The sequence below is a fragment of the Streptomyces sp. NPDC006197 genome (assembly GCF_040613865.1).
Classification (GTDB): Bacteria; Actinomycetota; Actinomycetes; order Streptomycetales; family Streptomycetaceae; genus Streptomyces.
In genome coordinates this window covers 1-17,644 of the sequence record NZ_JBEXSZ010000104.1, presented here as the reverse complement: position 1 = coordinate 17,644, position 17,644 = coordinate 1, and the positions used below count along the sequence as shown (strand labels likewise).

General features: G+C 71.1%; 20 protein-coding genes. 15 read left to right on the top strand and 5 right to left on the bottom strand.

What is annotated here, in order from left to right; genetic code table 11:
* The first annotated feature begins 205 nt into the window (after window positions 1-205).
* The 6 genes from ABZ318_RS27430 to ABZ318_RS27405 all read left to right on the top strand — a co-directional run bounded on the left by ABZ318_RS27430 (window position 206) and on the right by ABZ318_RS27405 (window position 4,332).
* A complete protein-coding gene (locus ABZ318_RS27430) occupies window positions 206-1,153 on the top strand; it encodes a type II secretion system F family protein (protein WP_356905147.1) in 948 nt (315 codons plus the stop codon).
* 12 nt (window positions 1,154-1,165) lie between these two features.
* Window positions 1,166-2,053, top strand: coding sequence for a DUF5936 domain-containing protein (locus ABZ318_RS27425; protein ID WP_356905161.1), 888 nt, complete (start codon window positions 1,166-1,168; stop codon window positions 2,051-2,053).
* Window positions 2,054-2,253: 200 nt separating this feature from the next.
* Complete coding sequence (locus ABZ318_RS27420) at window positions 2,254-2,460, top strand: Flp family type IVb pilin (protein WP_356905160.1); 207 nt, start codon at window positions 2,254-2,256, stop codon at window positions 2,458-2,460.
* An 11-nt stretch (window positions 2,461-2,471) separates the two neighbouring features.
* Window positions 2,472-3,083 (top strand): pilus assembly protein TadG-related protein, encoded by a 612-nt coding sequence (locus ABZ318_RS27415; protein WP_356905159.1) that lies wholly within the window; start codon window positions 2,472-2,474, stop codon window positions 3,081-3,083.
* A 28-nt stretch (window positions 3,084-3,111) separates the two neighbouring features.
* Complete coding sequence (locus tag ABZ318_RS27410; protein ID WP_356905146.1) at window positions 3,112-3,696, top strand: hypothetical protein; 585 nt, start codon at window positions 3,112-3,114, stop codon at window positions 3,694-3,696.
* Between the two features lie 9 nt (window positions 3,697-3,705).
* Window positions 3,706-4,332, top strand: a complete 627-nt coding sequence (locus ABZ318_RS27405) for an OmpA family protein (RefSeq protein ID WP_356905145.1) — start codon at window positions 3,706-3,708, stop codon at window positions 4,330-4,332.
* On the opposite strand, the gene ABZ318_RS27400 is transcribed toward ABZ318_RS27405, so the two are convergent.
* Window positions 4,329-5,249 (bottom strand): hypothetical protein, encoded by a 921-nt coding sequence (locus tag ABZ318_RS27400; protein WP_356905144.1) that lies wholly within the window; start codon window positions 5,247-5,249, stop codon window positions 4,329-4,331. The genes ABZ318_RS27405 and ABZ318_RS27400 overlap by 4 nt on opposite strands.
* A 122-nt stretch (window positions 5,250-5,371) precedes the next feature.
* On the opposite strand from ABZ318_RS27400, the gene ABZ318_RS27395 reads away from it, so the two are divergent.
* Together ABZ318_RS27395 and ABZ318_RS27390 are read left to right on the top strand one after the other, a co-directional pair.
* Complete coding sequence (locus tag ABZ318_RS27395) at window positions 5,372-5,758, top strand: hypothetical protein (RefSeq protein ID WP_356905142.1); 387 nt, start codon at window positions 5,372-5,374, stop codon at window positions 5,756-5,758.
* A 31-nt stretch (window positions 5,759-5,789) separates the two neighbouring features.
* On the top strand, window positions 5,790-6,911 hold the full coding sequence (locus tag ABZ318_RS27390; RefSeq protein ID WP_356905141.1) for a hypothetical protein: 1,122 nt from the start codon (window positions 5,790-5,792) through the stop codon (window positions 6,909-6,911).
* On the opposite strand, the gene ABZ318_RS27385 is transcribed toward ABZ318_RS27390, so the two are convergent.
* The gene (locus tag ABZ318_RS27385; protein ID WP_356905140.1) at window positions 6,883-7,263 is read right to left on the bottom strand and encodes a DUF192 domain-containing protein; all 381 of its coding nucleotides are present in this window, start codon (window positions 7,261-7,263) and stop codon (window positions 6,883-6,885) included. The two genes, ABZ318_RS27390 and ABZ318_RS27385, sit on opposite strands and share 29 nt — an antisense overlap.
* Window positions 7,264-7,303: 40 nt before the next feature.
* Here ABZ318_RS27385 and ABZ318_RS27380 point away from each other — a divergent pair, with 40 nt between their 5' ends.
* Window positions 7,304-8,041, top strand: coding sequence for an A24 family peptidase (locus tag ABZ318_RS27380; protein WP_356905139.1), 738 nt, complete (start codon window positions 7,304-7,306; stop codon window positions 8,039-8,041).
* 410 nt (window positions 8,042-8,451) lie between these two features.
* Here the strand turns inward: ABZ318_RS27380 and mgrA are convergent, their stop codons facing one another.
* Window positions 8,452-9,489 carry an L-glyceraldehyde 3-phosphate reductase gene (gene mgrA / locus ABZ318_RS27375; protein WP_356905138.1) on the bottom strand — a complete coding sequence of 346 codons (1,038 nt, stop codon included), beginning with the start codon at window positions 9,487-9,489 and terminating at the stop codon, window positions 8,452-8,454.
* A gap of 110 nt (window positions 9,490-9,599) precedes the next feature.
* On the opposite strand from mgrA, the gene ABZ318_RS27370 reads away from it, so the two are divergent.
* The 5 genes from ABZ318_RS27370 (at window position 9,600) to ABZ318_RS27350 (ending at window position 15,281) form a co-directional block, all read left to right on the top strand.
* Window positions 9,600-10,361 (top strand): isoprenyl transferase, encoded by a 762-nt coding sequence (locus ABZ318_RS27370; protein ID WP_356905137.1) that lies wholly within the window; start codon window positions 9,600-9,602, stop codon window positions 10,359-10,361.
* A 296-nt stretch (window positions 10,362-10,657) separates the two neighbouring features.
* The gene (locus ABZ318_RS27365) at window positions 10,658-11,983 is read left to right on the top strand and encodes a PhoH family protein (protein WP_356905136.1); all 1,326 of its coding nucleotides are present in this window, start codon (window positions 10,658-10,660) and stop codon (window positions 11,981-11,983) included.
* 377 nt (window positions 11,984-12,360) lie between these two features.
* Window positions 12,361-13,071, top strand: a complete 711-nt coding sequence (locus ABZ318_RS27360) for a transglycosylase SLT domain-containing protein (RefSeq protein ID WP_356905135.1) — start codon at window positions 12,361-12,363, stop codon at window positions 13,069-13,071.
* 102 nt (window positions 13,072-13,173) lie between these two features.
* Window positions 13,174-14,601: an AI-2E family transporter gene (locus tag ABZ318_RS27355; protein ID WP_356905134.1), complete on the top strand. Its 1,428-nt coding sequence runs from the start codon at window positions 13,174-13,176 to the stop codon at window positions 14,599-14,601.
* Window positions 14,598-15,281 carry a hypothetical protein gene (locus ABZ318_RS27350; RefSeq protein ID WP_356905133.1) on the top strand — a complete coding sequence of 228 codons (684 nt, stop codon included), beginning with the start codon at window positions 14,598-14,600 and terminating at the stop codon, window positions 15,279-15,281. Before ABZ318_RS27355 ends, ABZ318_RS27350 begins: the two co-directional genes overlap by 4 nt.
* A 52-nt stretch (window positions 15,282-15,333) precedes the next feature.
* Here ABZ318_RS27350 and ABZ318_RS27345 read toward each other — a convergent pair whose 3' ends face one another.
* On the bottom strand, window positions 15,334-15,867 hold the full coding sequence (locus tag ABZ318_RS27345) for an alkyl hydroperoxide reductase (protein WP_356905132.1): 534 nt from the start codon (window positions 15,865-15,867) through the stop codon (window positions 15,334-15,336).
* 13 nt (window positions 15,868-15,880) lie between these two features.
* Window positions 15,881-16,435, bottom strand: coding sequence for a peroxiredoxin (locus ABZ318_RS27340; RefSeq protein ID WP_093874286.1), 555 nt, complete (start codon window positions 16,433-16,435; stop codon window positions 15,881-15,883).
* A gap of 132 nt (window positions 16,436-16,567) precedes the next feature.
* Between ABZ318_RS27340 and ABZ318_RS27335 the strand changes: the two genes are divergently transcribed.
* Window positions 16,568-17,542, top strand: a complete 975-nt coding sequence (locus ABZ318_RS27335) for a hydrogen peroxide-inducible genes activator (protein WP_356905131.1) — start codon at window positions 16,568-16,570, stop codon at window positions 17,540-17,542.
* Window positions 17,543-17,644: the final 102 nt, after the last annotated feature.

Here is a 17,644-nt window from a genome sequence, read left to right as displayed (position 1 = left end):
GGAGAGCGGTGGACGATGACGGACCCGACGTGGCGACCGGGGGAGCGGTGGACGATGACGGATCCGACGTGGCGACCGGGGGAGGAGCGATGACGACGGATCCGACCCTGCCGCCGGGGGAGCGGTGGGCGACGACGGATCCGACCCGGCCGCCGGAGGAGTGGCGGGCGACGACGGATCCGACCCGGCGATCCGAGGCGCGGCCATGACCACGGACCCCTTCTGGCTGACCGTGGGCGTGGCGCTGCTCGCCTGCGTCCTGGGCGTCGTCGGCGTCCAGCTGTACGCGAGCGGGGCCCGCCGCCACGCCGCTCTCGTCGCCCGGCTCGACGAGAGCGGCGAACCGGAGGCCGTGACCGGCCGCCGCAGGCGCCGCTTCCGGGGAGTCGACCGGCGCGTACGGAAGACCGCTCTCGGCCGGAAACTGGAACTGCGGATCGCGGCGACCGGCCTCGACGTCACGCCCGGCGAGTTCACGGTGGCCCTCGCGGCGACCGTGGCGGTCCTCTGGGTCGTGGGGCAGGCGGCGCTGTCCCCGTTCTTCGGCCCGATCTGCGGACTCCTCGGCATCTGGGTCGCGGTGGGCTACCTCAACTGGCAGCGCCAGAAGCGCATCGAGCGGTTCATCAACCAGCTCCCCGAACTCTCCCGCATCCTGGCCAACGCCACGCAGGCCGGACTCGCCCTCCGGATGGCCCTGAGCCTGGCCGCCGACGAACTGGAGGCACCGGCCGGCGACGAACTGGAGAAGGTGGCGCAGCAGTTGGCCGTGGGGACGTCCCTCGACGACGCGCTCGGGGAGCTCGCGGAACGCCTGCCCTCCCGTGAACTCGTGGTCCTCGTCACCACCCTCGTCCTCGCCAACCGAGCCGGCGGCACCGTCGTCTCCTCCCTGCGGAACCTCACCGAGACCCTGGAGGAGCGCAAGGAGACCCGGCGCGAGGTCCGCACCCAGCTCTCCCAGGTGAGCATGACCGCGTACTCCGTCCCGGTCATCGGCGTCGGCTCGCTCCTCCTCATCGACAACATGCAGCCGGGGGCGCTCGACCGCATGACGGCCTCGGGCATCGGGCAGTTCGCCGTGGTGGCGGCGTTCGTTCTGTACGTGGTCGGTTTCGCCGCCATCCGCCGCTTCTCGAAGATCGACGTGTAAGGGGCCCGCGTGATGGACCTCCTCCTCGCCCTCCTCGCGGGCCTCGCCGTCACCGGCTTCGCCTACGGCCTGCGCCTCTACCGAGCCGATGCGAAGCTCCCCGACGACCTCAAACTGGCCCTGGAGGTCGGCGCCACCCGTACGGGAGCGGTCGACTCGGCCGTCGACCGCCTGGGCATGCGCTGGTCGCCGACGGTGCTCCGGCTGATGGGCCCGAAGCGGGTGAACGCCGTCCGCCGCCGGATCGACCTGGCGGGCAACCCGGGTGGCCTGACCATAGACCGGTACGGGGCGAGGCGGGCGGTCTACGGCTTCCTGGGCGGCCTCGGCGGCCTGGTGATGCTGAGCAAGGGCTCGTACGTGACGGCTCTGCTGCTGCTGGCGTTCGGCGCGTTCTGGACGGAGGTCGGGATCTGGTCGGCGGTCAGGATCCGCAAGGACCAGATCGAACGCACGCTGCCGGACTTCCTGGACGTCCTGGCCGTCGTGGTCTCGGCGGGCCTCGGCTTCCGACAGGCGCTGGAAAGGGTCGCGGAGAAGTACGAGGGCCCGTGGGCCGACGAACTCCGCATCACGCTCCGCCAGATGGACATGGGCGTCAGCCGACGGCAGGCCTTCGACGAACTGCGGCGCCGCAACGACTCGGAGCAGGTGGCGCAGTTCGTGACGGCGCTGCAGCAGGGCGAGGAGCTGGGAGCGCCGATCGTCGACACGTTGATCCAGATCGCCAACGACATGCGGCGCACGGACGCGCAGAACGCCCGTCGCAAGGCCGCGAAGGCGGTCCCGAAGGCGACGATGGTGATCACGACCCTGATGGTCCCGGCGACCATGATCCTGCTCGGAGCGGGCCTGTTCCTGGGCACGGGGACGGACTTCGGGTCGGTGACGGGCGAATGAGCGCGGTGACATATTCGGGGGAAACGGCTTCGGGCGCGCAACCCGATGTGCCAGAGTGCGGACTGAGTGTGAGGGGGGTGGAGCCGATGGACCGGATCGCCGCGACCCGCGCCATCCGGCCCACCCGATGACGGGCCCGTCGGCGTACGGTGCCCAAGCGCAGGCGTCCGAACGCGGAGGGGACCACGATGAACGACGCGATGCTCAAGGCCCTGACGAAGGCCAAGGTGGGAGTGACCGGCCGACTGCTGCGGGGGGACCGCGGGCAGACGGCGGTGGAGTACCTGGGGATCATCGTGGTGGTGGTGGCGATCGTGGTGGCGATCACCGGCACGGACCTTGGGCAGTCGATCAAGAACGCGATCGCCCAGAAGATCACCGAACTCACTGGTGGTGGAGGGGAGTAGAGCGCTTTGGCCTGCGTCGCGATGAGGGGCAGGCATTTCCCGTCTACATCGCGGTCATTGCCGGGCTCCTCTTTTTGGCGTTCGCCTACTTCTTGGTAGGTCAGGCCGCTTTGACGCGGAACAGCGCCCAGACCGCTGCGGACGCAGCAGCCCTCGCAGCGGCTCAGGATGCCCGAGAACAGCTGCGCGACGGCTGGATCGGAGTGATCCTCGATCCTGGGCAATGGAACAGGTTCCTTCAAGGAGGGGCGGACACCGGTGACTCCCCGTGTCAGCAGGCGGAGGAGTTTGCGGCTCGGAACAAGGCGACGCTCGCGGGTAGCGATGCATGTGCGCCTCTCAGTACCGGGGAGCACGGCTTCAAGGTGACCGTAAGCACGACAGGTCGCGAGTCTCGTCATGCGACGGCGTCGGCGGAAGCCGTAATTGAACCGCTTTGCTCCTTCGCTGCGCCAGACCCCCCAGAGTCGCCGCCCCCGAGCCCCGATGAGGGCGAAGGGGAGCCTGACGGCGAGGATCCCGTTGTTGACCTCGTGTGTGATGGCGAACAGTGGGTGATCGATCCTGAAAGCCCGCGCCTCCCCAGCGCCGCAGATCTCTTCAGAGTCCGACTGTCGGACTGACCCGCGACGAGCAAAGGAAGCACGCTTCATGAACGCGCGCTACGCAAGGAAGACCCGCCTAGGGGTGGTCGCCGCCGCGATTGCGTCCGTGGCACTCTTCGCGGCCGGGTGCGGCGCCGAGGAGAAGCCCAGCGAGAACAAGCCTGCCTCAACGAGTGCCGCGCCCCAGCAGGGAGCATCGGCCACCCAGAGGTCACAAGAGGCTGAGGAGCCCGCCGAGACGCTGGCGGTCCTCAAGGGGCAGAAGGGGATGGAGCTTGCCATCAACTCGGCGGTTCGGGATCGGGGTGGATTTCTCACCATCAAGGGGCGCTTGAAGAATACGTCGGACATCGCCAGCATCATTCCCGCCCAAATGAGTGGGGACGAGACCGAGGTCGTCAAGCACGGCAACTCCCTGGGCGGCGCCACCCTCGTCGACTCGGTCGGAAAGAAGCGGTACTACGTTCTCAGGGACACCGACGGCCGGCCGCTGACCACCTCAGGGCTCGACAGCCTCGGCCCCGGCAAGTCCACCGACGTCTTCCTCCAATTCCCCGCACCCCCCGCCTCCACCACCGAAGTCAGCTTCCAGCTCCCCACCTTCGAACCCGCCACCCTCAAGCTCTCCTGAGGCGACCCCATGACGACGACGAAAACCCGCCGCCTCGCCTCCGTCCTGCTCGTGTGCGTGGCTCTCGGGCCGCTCGCCGGGCCCCCCGCGTACGCCGATGACGGTCCCGGTCCCGGTCCCGCCGGCACCTCCTCGCCCCCGCCCGTCATCGATCCCGAGTCCCCCGGGCTGATGCTCCCCGACGGCGCCACCCTCGCCCCCGCCAAGGTGCTCGACATCAAGCAGATCGTCGAGGAGGAGGGCGGGCAGGAGCGCCGGCAGGACACGAACGTGGACGTGACGTTCGCGCTGCAGGCCGAGGTGCTGTTCCCGAAGAACAGCGCCAAGCTGTCGCCCGAGGCCACCGCCCGTATCGCCGCCATCGCCGCCGAGATCAAGAAGATGGGGTCCGGGCGGGTCCGGGTGTTCGGGTTCACCGACAATCTGGGGACGTACGAGCACGGGCTCAAGCTGTCGAAGGAGCGGGCCGTCGCCGTGCAGCAGGTGCTGGCGCGGGCCCTCGACCCGGGGACGACCTTCGACATCCGCGGCTACAGCGAGGACTACCCGATCGCCGACAACCGCACCGAGGAGGGTCGGAAGAAGAACCGGCGCGTCGAGATCTCCTTCCCCCGGACCACCGCCCCCTCGCCCTAGAGGGCCAGCGCCGCCCGGATCGTCGCCGTCATGCGGTCCGGGTGGTGGAAGACCTCCCTGGCCGTGAAGCGCAGCACGCGGCGGATCTCCGGGCAGGACTGGAGCGCGTTGAAGCGGGCGATGTCCCGTTCGTGGGCCCGGCGGGTGCCGTGGAAGGCGTGGCCCTCGATCTCCACCGCCAGGCCTTCCGCCCGGAAGAGGAAGTCCGGGCGAAGGGGCCGCCCCGTCGCCGTGAACAGGGTCGGCTGGGATTCGGGGGTCAGGGCCGCGTCCCGTATCCGGAGTCGGGCGACCGTCTCCGCCGGGGAGCCCGAAGCCGGTTCGGCCAGCCGGAGCCAGGTCCGGGCGCGGGCCGCTCCCCGTCGGGGCGCCGCGAGTTCGGCGGCGAGGTCCTCGTAGCGGACGAGCGCCTCGCGCCGTACTCCTTCGACCGCCCGTCGGGCGAGCGCGGAGTCCGCGACGACCACCGCCTCCTCCCGGGTGCCGGAGGCCCGTATCAGGTCGCCGACCGTCCGCGCCGGCGTCGTCGTGCGCAGACCGCGCCGGACGGACCGGTCCCCGTCCGTCAGGAAGGTCGTGGTGTGGATCCGTATCCGGTCGCCCCGCGCCGACCTGGCCGGCGGCGGTGCCGTGAAGTCGAGGCGCTCCGGCGGGAACTCCCCGCCCAGGACCTCGATGCGGTGCAGCCGCGCCGCCGTCCCGTGACTGCACACCAGTTCCGGGCGCAGGAACTGGAGGGCCGTCGCCCTCAGCCGCCAGTCCACCTCCCTCCCCGGGGCCGCCCAGGCGCCCCGGCAGATCCGCTGCCAGCCGTCCCGGCGCAGCCGTCCGGCCAGCCGGCCCGGCGGCCAGCCCGCCGCGACCGCCCAGACCGTCAGGAGGACCCCGCCCCTGGCGAGGATCGCCAACTCGTACATACGCCCAACGATCCACGGAAGAGGGACACTTCGCACCCCCTGTGGAAAACCCGGCGAAAGACGTCGCCAGGAAAGCGTAAATCCGATGGGACATCCCTCCCCGGCGGGAGCATTCTGGACAGATGACGGTGACCCCGAGCGCGAACCCGAACGCGACTCCGAGCGTGCAGTTGGTCAGTGATCTCGTCACCCGGATCCCCGAGTTCCGAGGGGCGTACGAGACCCATGTCTTCCATCAGGGCGGTGTCCTGCCGCACGTGTTCTTCTGGGACGTCGTCCAGGACACCGTCCGGTCCTTCCTCGGCGAGGCCCCCGGCGCCGCCGACTGGCGTCGGACGCTCGACTTCCTGGAGGAGCAGAGCGCGCGCGGCGTCCTCGGCATCGACGAGGTCATCGTCACGTCCTTCCTCGGCGACCTGCCCTCGCCGCAGGAGCCCGGACACGCCATCGTCGAGCAGCTCGGTCCCGTCATGGCCGCGAAGTTCGTCCGCATAAGGCCTCTCGGATGAGTCCCGCGTACGCCCCCGGATAATCGGGCGCATGTCCCGGACCGCCAGCCCCACCAGCCCCACCAGCCCCAGCGACCCCACCCTCCTCGCCCTCGGCGGCTACGCCGCCACCCGCCTCGTCGGCCTCGTCGTCCTCGCCGTCGCCGCCGTCGCGACCGGCGAGGACGGGCTGCACCGGCTCAAGGGGCGCTGGGACTCCGTCTGGTACGTCCGCATCGCCGAGCACGGGTACGGGTACCAGGTCACCCTGCCGAACGGCGACGTCCACTCCGACCTCGCCTTCTTCCCGCTCCTCCCGGCCCTGGAGCGCGGCCTCTCCGCCGTCCTCCCCGTCGACGCGGCCACCGCGGGGCTCCTCGTCTCCTGGACCGCCGGAGCCGTCGCCGCCTGGGGCGTCTTCGCGTGCGGTGCGCATGCCTTCGGGGCCCGCGCCGGTGTTCTCCTCGCCGTCCTCTGGGGCGTGTACCCGACCGCGTTCGTCCAGTCCATGGCGTACACGGAGGCCCTGTTCACCGCCCTCGCCGCCTGGTCGCTGTACGCCGTGCTGCGCGGGCGCTGGATTCTCGCCGGGGTCCTGTGCGCGGCCGCCGGGCTCACCCGGCCGACGGCCGCCGCGCTGATCGCCGCACTCGGGATCACGGCCCTCGTCGCTCTCGTACGGGACAGAAGGCTGCCCTGGTCCACCGTCGCGGGAGTGCTCATCGCCCCGCTGGGCTGGCTTGCGTACGTCGCCTACGTCGGGGTCCGGGAGGGCAGCCCCACCGCCTACTTCGACGTGCAGGCCGCCTGGGGCAACTCCATCGACGGCGGTGTCGCCCTCGCCCTGTTCATCGCGGGCCTGCCGTGGCCCGCCGCCCTCGGCCTGTGCGCGGCGCTCGCGCTGCTCGGCCTGCTGCTCGCGCTCTGCGTGCGGCAGCGACAGCCGCTGCCGCTGCTCGTCTACACGGTCGGCGTCGTGTTCGTCTCCCTCGTCGGCGCCGCCTACTTCGGCTCCCGGCCGCGCCTGATGATGCCCGCCTTCGGACTGCTGCTCCCGCCCGCCGTGGCCCTCGCGCGCGTGCGGACCCGTACCGCCGTGCCCGTCCTCGCCGGTCTCGCGCTCGCCTCCGGCGCGTACGGGGCGTTCACCCTGCTCGGTTCGGGGCCTCCGTGACCCGGCCGCAGGACACGCGCACGCGTACTCCCGGTTCCAGGCCCCATCCCGCCATCGCGCCCGCCTCGGCCTCCAGGACGTGCCGGCCGCGCGGCCGGATCATGCCGAGCCGTCCCGGCCGCATCGTCACCACGGACCGGACCGTGAAGGAGCCGTCCAGGTAGGCCACGTCGATCGGGAACCGCATGCCGAAGGTGTGCACGCTGTTCGTCCGGACGATGAGCAGCGCCCCCGCGATCCCGTTCCGGCCCAGGAGGCCCCGCCGCCGCGCCCGGTACGAGGCCGCCACCTCCAGCGGGACGTCCAGAGCGCCCACCGTCAACGTCCCCGTCCCGTCCACCCATTTCCCCATGCGGCAGACCGTAGCGGCACGGCCGCCTAGGGTCTCGTCCGTGGACGTCACGCTGATCGCCGTCGCCGCCCTGTGGGGGGCCGCCGCCGGGCTGCTCGTGCCCCGGGCGGCCTACCGGCTCGCCGTGGAGCCGGAGGAACCGTGGCGGGACCGCTGCCCCGCCGGGCACGTCCTGGCGGGGCCCGGGCGCGGCTGGCTCGGCGGTCCCGGGCGGCAGGGCTGCGCGACCACCGCGAGCCCGCTCGTCGCCCCGCTGCTCACCGCCCTGGCCTGTGCCGCGCTCGCCGCCGCCACCGGCGGGCCCCGGCCCGAGCTCGCGGTCTGGCTGCTCGGCGCGCCCTTCGCCGTCCTCCTCGCCTGTGTGGACGCGCGCGTGCACCGGCTTCCGGACGGTCTCACCCTGCCGCTCGCGGTCGCCGTCCCGGTGCTCCTCGGCGGCGCGGAACTGCTTCCGTACGAAGCCGGGTCCTGGGCGCAGGCGCTGCTCGGCGGGCTCGTCCTCGGCGGGGCCTATCTGGTGCTGTTCCTGATCAACCCGAGCGGGCTCGGCTTCGGCGACGTGAAGCTGGCGGTCCCGCTGGGTGCCGCCCTCGGCTGGTACGGCTGGGGCGTGCTCTTCGCCGGGGCCTTCGCGGGCTTCCTCCTCGGTGCGGTGTACGGCCTCGGCGCCGTCCTGCTCCGCCGGGCCGGCCGCTCCTCGAAGATCCCCTTCGGCCCCTTCATGCTCATGGGCGGCCTGCTAGGCCTCCTCCTCGGTGCCTTCACCGCCATGCCCTGAGCACCTTCGCCGCACACGGGCCGTTGTCGGTACGTACGGTCACGAGGTGGTCGCCCGGAGGCACCGGGGCCCGCCGCCACTGCCGCGAACCGGCGGCTGACCTGCCGGAAAGCCGTTCCTCGGCGCACCGTCGCGTCAACGCCGCGCCCGTGCCGGCCGGTCCCTCTTCGGAGGGACGGAACCCCGCCGCCACGCCGGGGCGCAAACCCGCCACGGGGCCCCGGAGCCCTTGTGCCGCTTGGGATCCGGCGAATCCGGGGCGGTTCGTTCGGCGTACGTGGCGCGCAGGACGAGTATCGAAGGGTTATGGTGGAAACCCCCCCTCGGGCCGGTCCGTATCCCCCCCACGGACCGGCCCGTTTTCTTGTCCCGGGCCGCTTCGGGACCGGGGGCGGGGCGCGCGGCGGCCGTCAGCCGCGGCCGGCCCAGATGTTCGTGCCGGCGGTGTCCACCGCGAACGAGTCGATCTCCTTGAGCTCCTCGTCCGTCAGCGGCGCGCCCGCGAGCGCCGCCACGTTCTCCTCCAGCTGGGCGACGCTGGACGCGCCGATCAGCGCCGAGGTCATCCGCTCGTCCCGCAGCACCCACGACAGCGCCAGCTGGGCGAGGGACTGCCCGCGCCGCTCGGCGATGTCGGCGAGGCCGCGCAGGCGCCGCAGGACCTCGTCGGAGAGCAGGTCCGGGTCGAGGGACTTGCCCTGGGTGGCCCGCGAGCCCTCCGGGATGCCCTTCAGGTACTTGTTGGTGAGCAGTCCCTGCGCGAGCGGGACGAAGGAGATGCAGCCCATGCCGGCCGCCTCCAGGGTGTCGAGGAGGCCGTCCTCCTCGGTCCACCGGTTGATCATGGAGTACGAGGGCTGGTGGATCAGGGCCGAGACGCCCATGTCGCGCAGGATCCGGGCCGCCTCGGCGGTCTGCTCGCTGTTGTACGAGGAGACGCCGACGTACAGCGCCTTGCCCTGCTGGACGGCGGAGGCCAGGGCCCCCATCGTCTCCTCCAGCGGGGTGTGCGGGTCGAAGCGGTGCGAGTAGAAGATGTCGACGTGGTCGAGGCCCATCCGGTTCAGGGAGGCGTCGAGCGAGGACAGCAGGTACTTGCGGGAGCCCCACTCGCCGTACGGCCCGGGGTGCATCAGGTACCCGGCCTTGGTGGAGACGATCAGCTCGTCCCGGTAGGGCGCGAAGTCCTGGGCGAAGATCTTGCCGAAGTTCAGCTCGGCGGAGCCGGGCGGCGGCCCGTAGTTGTTCGCCAGGTCGAAGTGGGTGACGCCGAGGTCGAAGGCGCGGCGCAGGATCGCGCGCTGGGAGTCGAGCGCGCGGTCGTCGCCGAAGTTGTGCCAGAGCCCGAGGGAGATCGCCGGCAGCTTGAGGCCGCTGCGGCCCGTGCGGCGGTACTCCATGGAGTCGTATCGGTCCGCGGCGGCGCGGTAGAGGGGGGAATCAGTCACGTATCTCTGCTTATCACGGACTTGTGACAGTCCCGGGCTGGGAGCCCGTCGCCCGTCCGCAGTAGTGTGGCGGCTTCGGGGGCCGACACTGCATGGAGGGGTAAAGAACAGTGAACCTGCGCGACCTGGTGTACGGGCTCTACGCACGCCGGGTGGAAGGCCGCCTCGACCACACCCAGGTGCCCAAGCACATCGGGGTCATCCTCGACGGGAACCGTCGCTGGGCCAAGGCGTCCGGCGGGACCCCCGAGCAGGGACACAAGGCCGGCGCGGACAAGATCCAGGAGCTGCTCGGCTGGTGTGCCGAGACGGACGTCGAGGTCGTCACGCTCTGGATGCTCTCCACGGACAACCTGAACCGCCCCGAGGAGCAGCTCGTCCCGCTGCTCGGCATCATCGAGAACGCGGTGCGCGCGCTGGCCGCCGACGGCCGCTGGCGGGTGCACCACGTCGGCACGATGGACCTGCTGCCCTCCCGTACCCAGACGGTGCTGAAGGAGGCCGAGGAGGCCACCCACGGCAACACGGGGATACTCGTGAACGTCGCGGTGGGCTACGGCGGGCGTCAGGAGATCGCGGACGCGGTCCGCTCGCTGCTCCTGGAGCACGCGGAGCGGGGGACGAGCTTCGAGGAGCTCGCCGAGATCGTCGACGTCGAGCACATCTCGGAGCACCTGTACACGCGCGGTCAGCCCGACCCGGACCTGGTGATCCGCACCAGCGGCGAGCAGCGGCTGTCCGGTTTCATGCTGTGGCAGAGCGCCCACTCCGAGTACTACTTCTGCGAGGTCCACTGGCCGGCCTTCCGGAAGGTGGACTTCCTGCGCGCGCTGCGGGACTACGCGGCCCGGCACCGGCGCTACGGGACCTGAGCCCCCGTCGATCACCCCCGGTCGGAACCGATCACCTGGTGTTCATGAACACGTCGTCATATGCCATGGCATGGCAGAGGGCGTTCGAGGGCATATCCCTGTTGAAGTGAGCGGCACGGAGACCGCCACCCGGGAGGCCCCTTGCACCAGGACGACCGTGCGGGACAAGCACGGGAGAAGCGGAGGGCCGTGGTTCGGCCCGCGCATCGCGGCCTGAGCCCGGTCCCATTCCGCAGCGACACCGGTTCCGTCGCACCCCGACCTCACAGGGGTCTTCAGAGGGGGTCTGTCCTTCCGTGGTGACCAGCACGAAGCGCCGCCTTTCCGACCGGCGCACCTATGTTCTCGACACCAGCGTCCTGCTGGCCGACCCCAACGCCGTCTCGCGCTTCGAGGAGCACGAGGTGGTGCTCCCGATCGTCGTGGTGACGGAGCTGGAGGCCAAGCGGCACCATCCCGAACTCGGCTACTTCGCCCGGCAGGCGCTGCGCCTGCTCGACGACTTCCGGGTCCGGTACGGACGCCTCGACGCCCCGCTCCCCATCGGGGACCTGGGCGGCACCCTGCGTGTCGAACTCAACCACTCCGACACCGGCGTCCTGCCCGCCGGCTACAGGTCGGGGGACAACGACTCACGGATCCTCGCGGTCGCGCGCAACCTCCAGGCGGAGGGGTACGACGTCACGGTCGTCTCCAAGGACCTGCCGCTGCGCATCAAGGCCTCCTCGGTCGGGCTCCTCGCCGAGGAGTACCGCGCCGAACTCGCCATCACGGACGCCAACGGCTGGACCGGGATGTCCGAGCTGGCCCTTTCCGGGGAGCAGGTGGACCTGCTCTACGACCAGGACTCGCTGTACGTGCCGGAGGCCGCCGAGCTTCCGGTCCACACGGGCCTGGTGCTCCAGTCCGAGCGCGGCAAGGCGCTCGGCCGGGTGACCTCCGAGGGGAACGTGCGGCTCGTCCGCGGCGACCGGGAGGCCTTCGGGCTCCGCGGCCGCAGCGCCGAGCAGCGGATCGCGCTCGACCTGCTGCTCGACCCGGACGTCGGCATCATCTCCATGGGCGGCCGGGCCGGCACCGGCAAGTCCGCGCTCGCGCTCTGCGCGGGCCTGGAGGCGGTCCTGGAGCGCCGTCAGCACCAGAAGGTGATGGTCTTCCGTCCGCTGTACGCGGTCGGCGGCCAGGAGCTGGGGTACCTGCCGGGCAGCGAGGCCGAGAAGATGAGCCCGTGGGCGCAGGCCGTCTTCGACACGCTGTCCTCGGTCGCGGGCCGGGAGGTCATCGAGGAGGTCCTCGGCCGCGGGATGCTGGAGGTCCTGCCGCTCACCCACATCCGGGGCCGCTCCCTCCACGACGCCTTCGTCATCGTGGACGAGGCCCAGTCCCTGGAGCGGAACGTCCTGTTGACCGTTCTGTCCCGGATCGGGACGAATTCGCGGGTCGTGCTGACCCATGACGTCGCCCAGCGCGACAACCTCCGGGTCGGCCGGTACGACGGAGTCGTCGCCGTCATCGAGAAGCTGAAGGGGCATCCGCTCTTCGCCCACGTCACCCTCACCCGCTCCGAGCGCTCCCCGATCGCCGCGCTCGTGACCGAGATGCTGGAGGACGTGTCGATCTGACCGATTCGCACCCGTCCGTACGGGTAAGGAAGTTGGCGCCGCCCGGCAAAGCGCAGGAGCTTAGCCGGGCGGCGTCGTGCTGTCGCCCTCATCCGCCAAATCCCGTGCGTCCACCCAGGTGTGAGCTTTCACACGCAACACGGAATTGCCTTGCGGTGTCGCCGTCCGGCAGAGTCTTGCTTCCGTCAGGCCCCGCATACGGCACACGTGCACCCTCAGGGGTGCGCACCGCACCACACAACTCCACAGCCGTCGCCGTATGCCGCCCACAGCACCACGGGCCCGTGTCTTCTGTGACCCCGTACGTCGGAGACCAGTGCCAGGGGCAAGATTTCGCCCGCGTGGTCACCTGTGCGGGCGTGCTGGAAGGAAACCGTGTGAGCCGGATCTCGGTCCGGGGATTCGCGGTGGCTTCGGCCACTGCGGTCACCACTGTCGGCGCCATCGCCGGTGTTGCCTCGGGCAACGCCGCTCAGCCTTCGGACGACAACTTCGAGGCCACCGCGGCCGACACCACGCTGCTCGCGGACATCCCCGCGGGGGAGCAGGCCCAGGTACAGGTCTCGTCCCTCTCGGAGCAGGCCGACGTCCAGGCCGCCGCCGCCGACGCCTCCCTGAAGAAGTCCGCGGAGGAGGCGGCCCGCATCCGCGCCGCCAAGGACGCCGAGGCGAAGAAGGAGGCCGCCGACAAGGCCGCCGCCGAGGCCAAGGCCGAGAAGGAGCGCAAGGAGGCCGAGGAGCGCGCCAACCGCTCCTCCATCCGCAGCGCCACGTCCTTCGCCGCGCAGGGCTCCTACAGCATCGCCGAGGTCCAGTCGATGGCCCGGCAGATGATGTCGGCCGACCAGTTCTCGTGCTTCAGCAACATCGTGGACCACGAGTCCGGCTGGAACTACCGCGCGACCAACCCCTCTTCGGGCGCCTACGGTCTCGTGCAGGCCCTCCCGGGCTACAAGATGGCCTCGGCCGGCGCCGACTGGCAGACCAACCCCGCCACCCAGATCAAGTGGGGCCTCAACTACATGGACAGCCGCTACGGCAGCCCGTGCGGCGCCTGGTCGTTCTGGCAGGCCAACCACTGGTACTAGTACCCGCGTGCTCAACCTCTGGGAGCCCCTCACCGTCCTAAGGTGAGGGGCTTCTTGCGTGTAGGTTCGCGAGGAGGAGTGAGCGGGGGGAAGAAGGAAGAGATGTCCAGAGTGCCAGGATGGCTGAGCCGGCTGGGCGAGAGCCTGAGCCGCATGGGTGAACGCCTCGACGAGCGCAGGGCCGAGGCGGAACGGGACGATCCGCTCGGACCGCCGTACGGGGTCCCTCAGGACGTCCCCCACGCGACCCCGAGCCCCGTCGCCCCCGCCCGGCCGGGCGTCGACCCGGACACCGCCGCGCCCCTCCCGGACCCCGAGGCCTCCGCCGAGCCGGGCCGCTCCGTCCCCGCGCCCCCCTCGTACGCCCCGGCCGTCGCCGCCCGCCCCGACCCCGTCGCCGCCATCCCCTGGGGCATGCGCGTGGCCGCCGAGGCGGGCTGGCGGCTGCTCGTCCTCGCCGGCACCGTCTGGGTGCTGATGAAGGTGATCAGCTCCGTGCAGCTGGTCGTCCTCGCCTTCGTCGCCGCGCTCCTCGTCACCGCCCTGCTCCAGCCCACCGTCGCCATACTGCGCCGCAAGGGCCTGCCCCGGGGCCTCGCCACCGCCGTCACCGCCGTCTCCGGCTTCGTCGTCATGGGCCTGGTCGGCTGGTTCGTGGTCTGGCAGGTCATGGACAACGTCGACAACCTGTCCGACCGCGTCAAGGACGGCATCGAGGAACTCAAGCACTGGCTGCTCGACAGCCCGTTCCACGTCACCGAGCAGCAGATCAACGACATCGCCAAGAACCTCAGCGAGGCCATCGGCGCCAACGCCGAGCAGATCACCTCCGCCGGGCTCCAGGGCGTCACCGTCATCGTGGAGGCCATGACCGGCATCCTGCTGGCCATGTTCTGCACCCTCTTCCTGCTCTACGACGGGAAGAAGGTCTGGGAGTGGACGCTCAAGCTGGTGCCCGCCCAGGCCCGTCCCGGCGTCGCCGGCGCGGGACCGCGCGCCTGGCGCACCCTCACCGCCTACGTCCGCGGCACCGTCCTCGTCGCCCTCATCGACGCCGTCTTCATCGGCCTCGGGCTCTGGTTCCTGGACGTCCCGATGGCCGTCCCGCTCGCCGTCTTCATCTTCCTCTTCGCCTTCATCCCGCTGGTCGGCGCGGTCATCTCCGGAGCCCTCGCCTGCGTCGTCGCCCTCGTCACCAACGGCGTGTTCACCGCCCTCATGGTGCTCGTCGTCGTGCTCGCCGTGCAGCAGATCGAGGGCCACGTCCTCCAGCCGTTCATCCTCGGCCGGGCCGTCCGCGTCCACCCCCTCGCCGTCGTCCTCGCCGTCGCCGCCGGCGGCCTCACCGCCGGGATCGGCGGCGCCGTCGTCGCCGTGCCGCTGGTCGCCGTCCTCAACACGGTCGTCGGCTACCTGCGCGCGTACAGCACCGAACAGGCCCTGCGCAGCACCCCGGAGCCGCGCGGGGCGACCGCCTTCGCCGTGGCGCCGGTCCCCGCGCCGGGTGCCGTCAAGGGGGAGACCACGTGATATCGGAACCGGAAATGGTCGGCGGCGTGGAGTTCGACGCCCCGGAAGTGCTCACCGAGGCTCCTCCGCCGCCGCGCGGCCCCCGGGCCCGCCGCCCCTGGCTGTGGGCGCTCGGCGGCGCGGTGCTCGCCTCGGCGGTGTGGGGCGGTGGACTCTACGCGTACGAGCAGAAGCAGCAGAAGGAACCGGGCCCTGACACGGGCGGCTACCTGTCGAAGGTGGCGCCCTGCCCGGCGGCGAAGCTGAAGGCGCTGGGCGGGATCCTCGGCAAGCGGGTCCAGGAGGGCGTCGGGCAGGAGACGGACGATCCGAGCCTGTACCAGACGTCCTGCCAGATCACCTTCGGCTCGGTGGAGGCGGGGTACGGCGTCTCCGTCGAATACGTCCTGCACAGGGTGACGGACCCGGGCCCCGAGTTCGCGGCACGGATGAGGAACTACGGCTTCACCACGCCGATCGACGGGCTCGGGGAGGTCGCCTTCTTCGAGGATCACGAAGGCGGGGGCGCGGAGCTCAGGGTCCTCGACGGCCAGGCCGAGATCGGGCTGAGCGTGAACCAGCAGTTCAGCACCGACGAGAACGGGAAGCCGCTCGGGGACGTCGAGCCGATCGACCTCTCCGGGATCGACGTCCCCATGACCCAGGACCTGCTGGCCTTCATGGACGCGCTCAAGAAGTGACGGAAGGGCCCCGGGGCGGACAGCCCCGGGGCCCTTCTCGTACGGCTCGGCCCTACTCGGCGAGCACGGCCTCCGCGTCCAGCGTGACGCCGACCGCCTGGATCACCGCGGCGATCTTCACGGCCTCCTGGATCGTGGCGCGGTCGACACCGGCCTGGCGCAGGACCTGCTCGTGCGAGTCCAGGCACTGGCCGCAGCCGTTGATCGCGGAGACGGCCAGCGACCACAGCTCGAAGTCGACCTTCTCGACGCCCGGGTTGCCGATGACGTTCATCCGCAGGCCGGCGCGCATCGTCCCGTACTCGGGGTCCGACAGCAGGTGCCGGGTCCGGTAGAAGACGTTGTTCATCGCCATGATCGCGGCGGCGGACTTGGCGGCCTGGTACGCCTCGGGCTTCAGGTTCGCCTGGGCCTCGGGCTCCAGCTCCCTGAGCACCTTCGGCGAGCGCGAGGCGATCGCGCAGGCGAGGACGGTGCCCCACAGCTGCTGCTGCGGAAGGTCGCTGTTGCCGATGACCGAACCGAGGTTCAGCTTCAGGTCCTTGGCGAAGTCCGGTATGGCGGACTTCAGTTCGTCGAGAGCCATGTCGGATCCGCCCTTACTCGCCCGCGAGGAGAGCGGCCGCGTCGAGGGTGCTCTCGCCCTTGTTCCAGTTGCACGGGCACAGCTCGTCGGTCTGCAGCGCGTCGAGGACCCGCAGGACCTCCTTGGGGTTACGGCCGACGGAGCCGGCGGTCACCATGACGAACTGGATCTCGTTGTTCGGGTCCACGATGAAGACGGCGCGCTGGGCGAAGCCGTCCTCGCCGCGGACGCCGCAGTCGCTCATGAGCTCGTGCTTCGAGTCGGCCAGCATCGGGAAGGGCAGGTCACGCAGGTCGGCGTGGTCCTTGCGCCAGGCGTGGTGCACGAACTCGGAGTCGCCGGAGACGCCGAGGATCTGGGCGTCGCGGTCGGCGAACTCGTCGTTCAGCTTGCCGAACGCGGCGATCTCCGTCGGGCAGACGAAGGTGAAGTCCTTCGGCCAGAAGAACACCACGCGCCACTTGCCCTCGTAGGCCTTGTGGTCGATCTGCTCGAACTCCTTGCCGCTCTCCAGCGACACGCAGGCGGTCAGGTCGTAGGCGGGGAACTTGTCACCGACAGTGAGCACGCGCTCTCCTTGCAGGCAGGAAGGGTCCCTTTTGGGGGCTTCCATGGGGGTTGGACGTCTCACATACTGGCACGGGGTGCATTGATCAGTGAAATAGCTAGTGTGGGTCGCGTTGATCGAAGGTGGTTATCAGTGGCATCCCCGTACAGCCCTCCGCGCGGCCCGCACCGAGGCAAGCAGCCCAGCCTCTCCCAGCTCAGAGCCTTCGCGGCGGTCGCCGAGCATCTGCACTTCCGCGACGCGGCGGCCGCCATCGGCATGAGCCAGCCCGCCCTCTCGGGCGCGGTTTCGGCTCTCGAAGAGGCACTCGGTGTCCAGCTCCTCGAGCGTACGACGCGGAAGGTGCTGCTCTCGCCCGCCGGGGAGCGGCTCGCGGTCCGCGCCCGGACCGTCCTCGACGCGGTGGCGGAGCTGATGGAGGAGGCGGAGGCCGCCCGGGCCCCCTTCACCGGCGTCCTGCGGCTCGGCGTGATCCCGACCGTCGCCCCCTATCTGCTGCCCACCGTCCTGCGGCTCGTCCACCGCCGCTGGCCCGAGCTCGACCTCCAGGTCCACGAGGAGCAGACCTCCTCGCTCCTGGAGGGGCTCGCCGCCGGCCGGCTCGACCTGCTGCTGCTCGCCGTGCCGCTCGGAGTGCCCGGCGTCACCGAACTCCCCCTCTTCGACGAGGACTTCGTCCTGGTCACCCCGGAAGGGCACCCGCTGGCCGGACGGGACGACATCCCGCGAGAGGCCCTCAAGGAGCTCCGGCTGCTGCTCCTCGACGAGGGGCACTGCCTGCGCGACCAGGCCCTCGACATCTGCCGGGAGGCCGGGCGCACCGAGGGCGCCGAGGTCACCACCACCGCCGCCGGACTCGCCACCCTGGTCCAGCTCGTCGCGGGCGGCCTCGGGGTGACCCTGCTGCCCCGCACCGCCGTGACCGTCGAGACCGCCCGCAACACCGCCCTGTGGACCGGGAGGTTCGCCGAACCGGCGCCCTCGCGGCGGATCGCCCTCGCGATGCGGACGGGCGCGGCCCGGCACGCCGAGTTCGAGGAGCTGGCCCAGGCCCTGCGCGGGGCGATGGAGGAGCTTCCGGTACGGGTGGTGGGCGCGGGGGACTGACCTCGTACGGGTGGAGGGCGGCGGCGCGGCGATGCCCAGGTTCACGTAGTGCTTGAGGACGATCTCCTGCGCCGCCTCGTCCCAGGCCGCGTTGATCTCCGG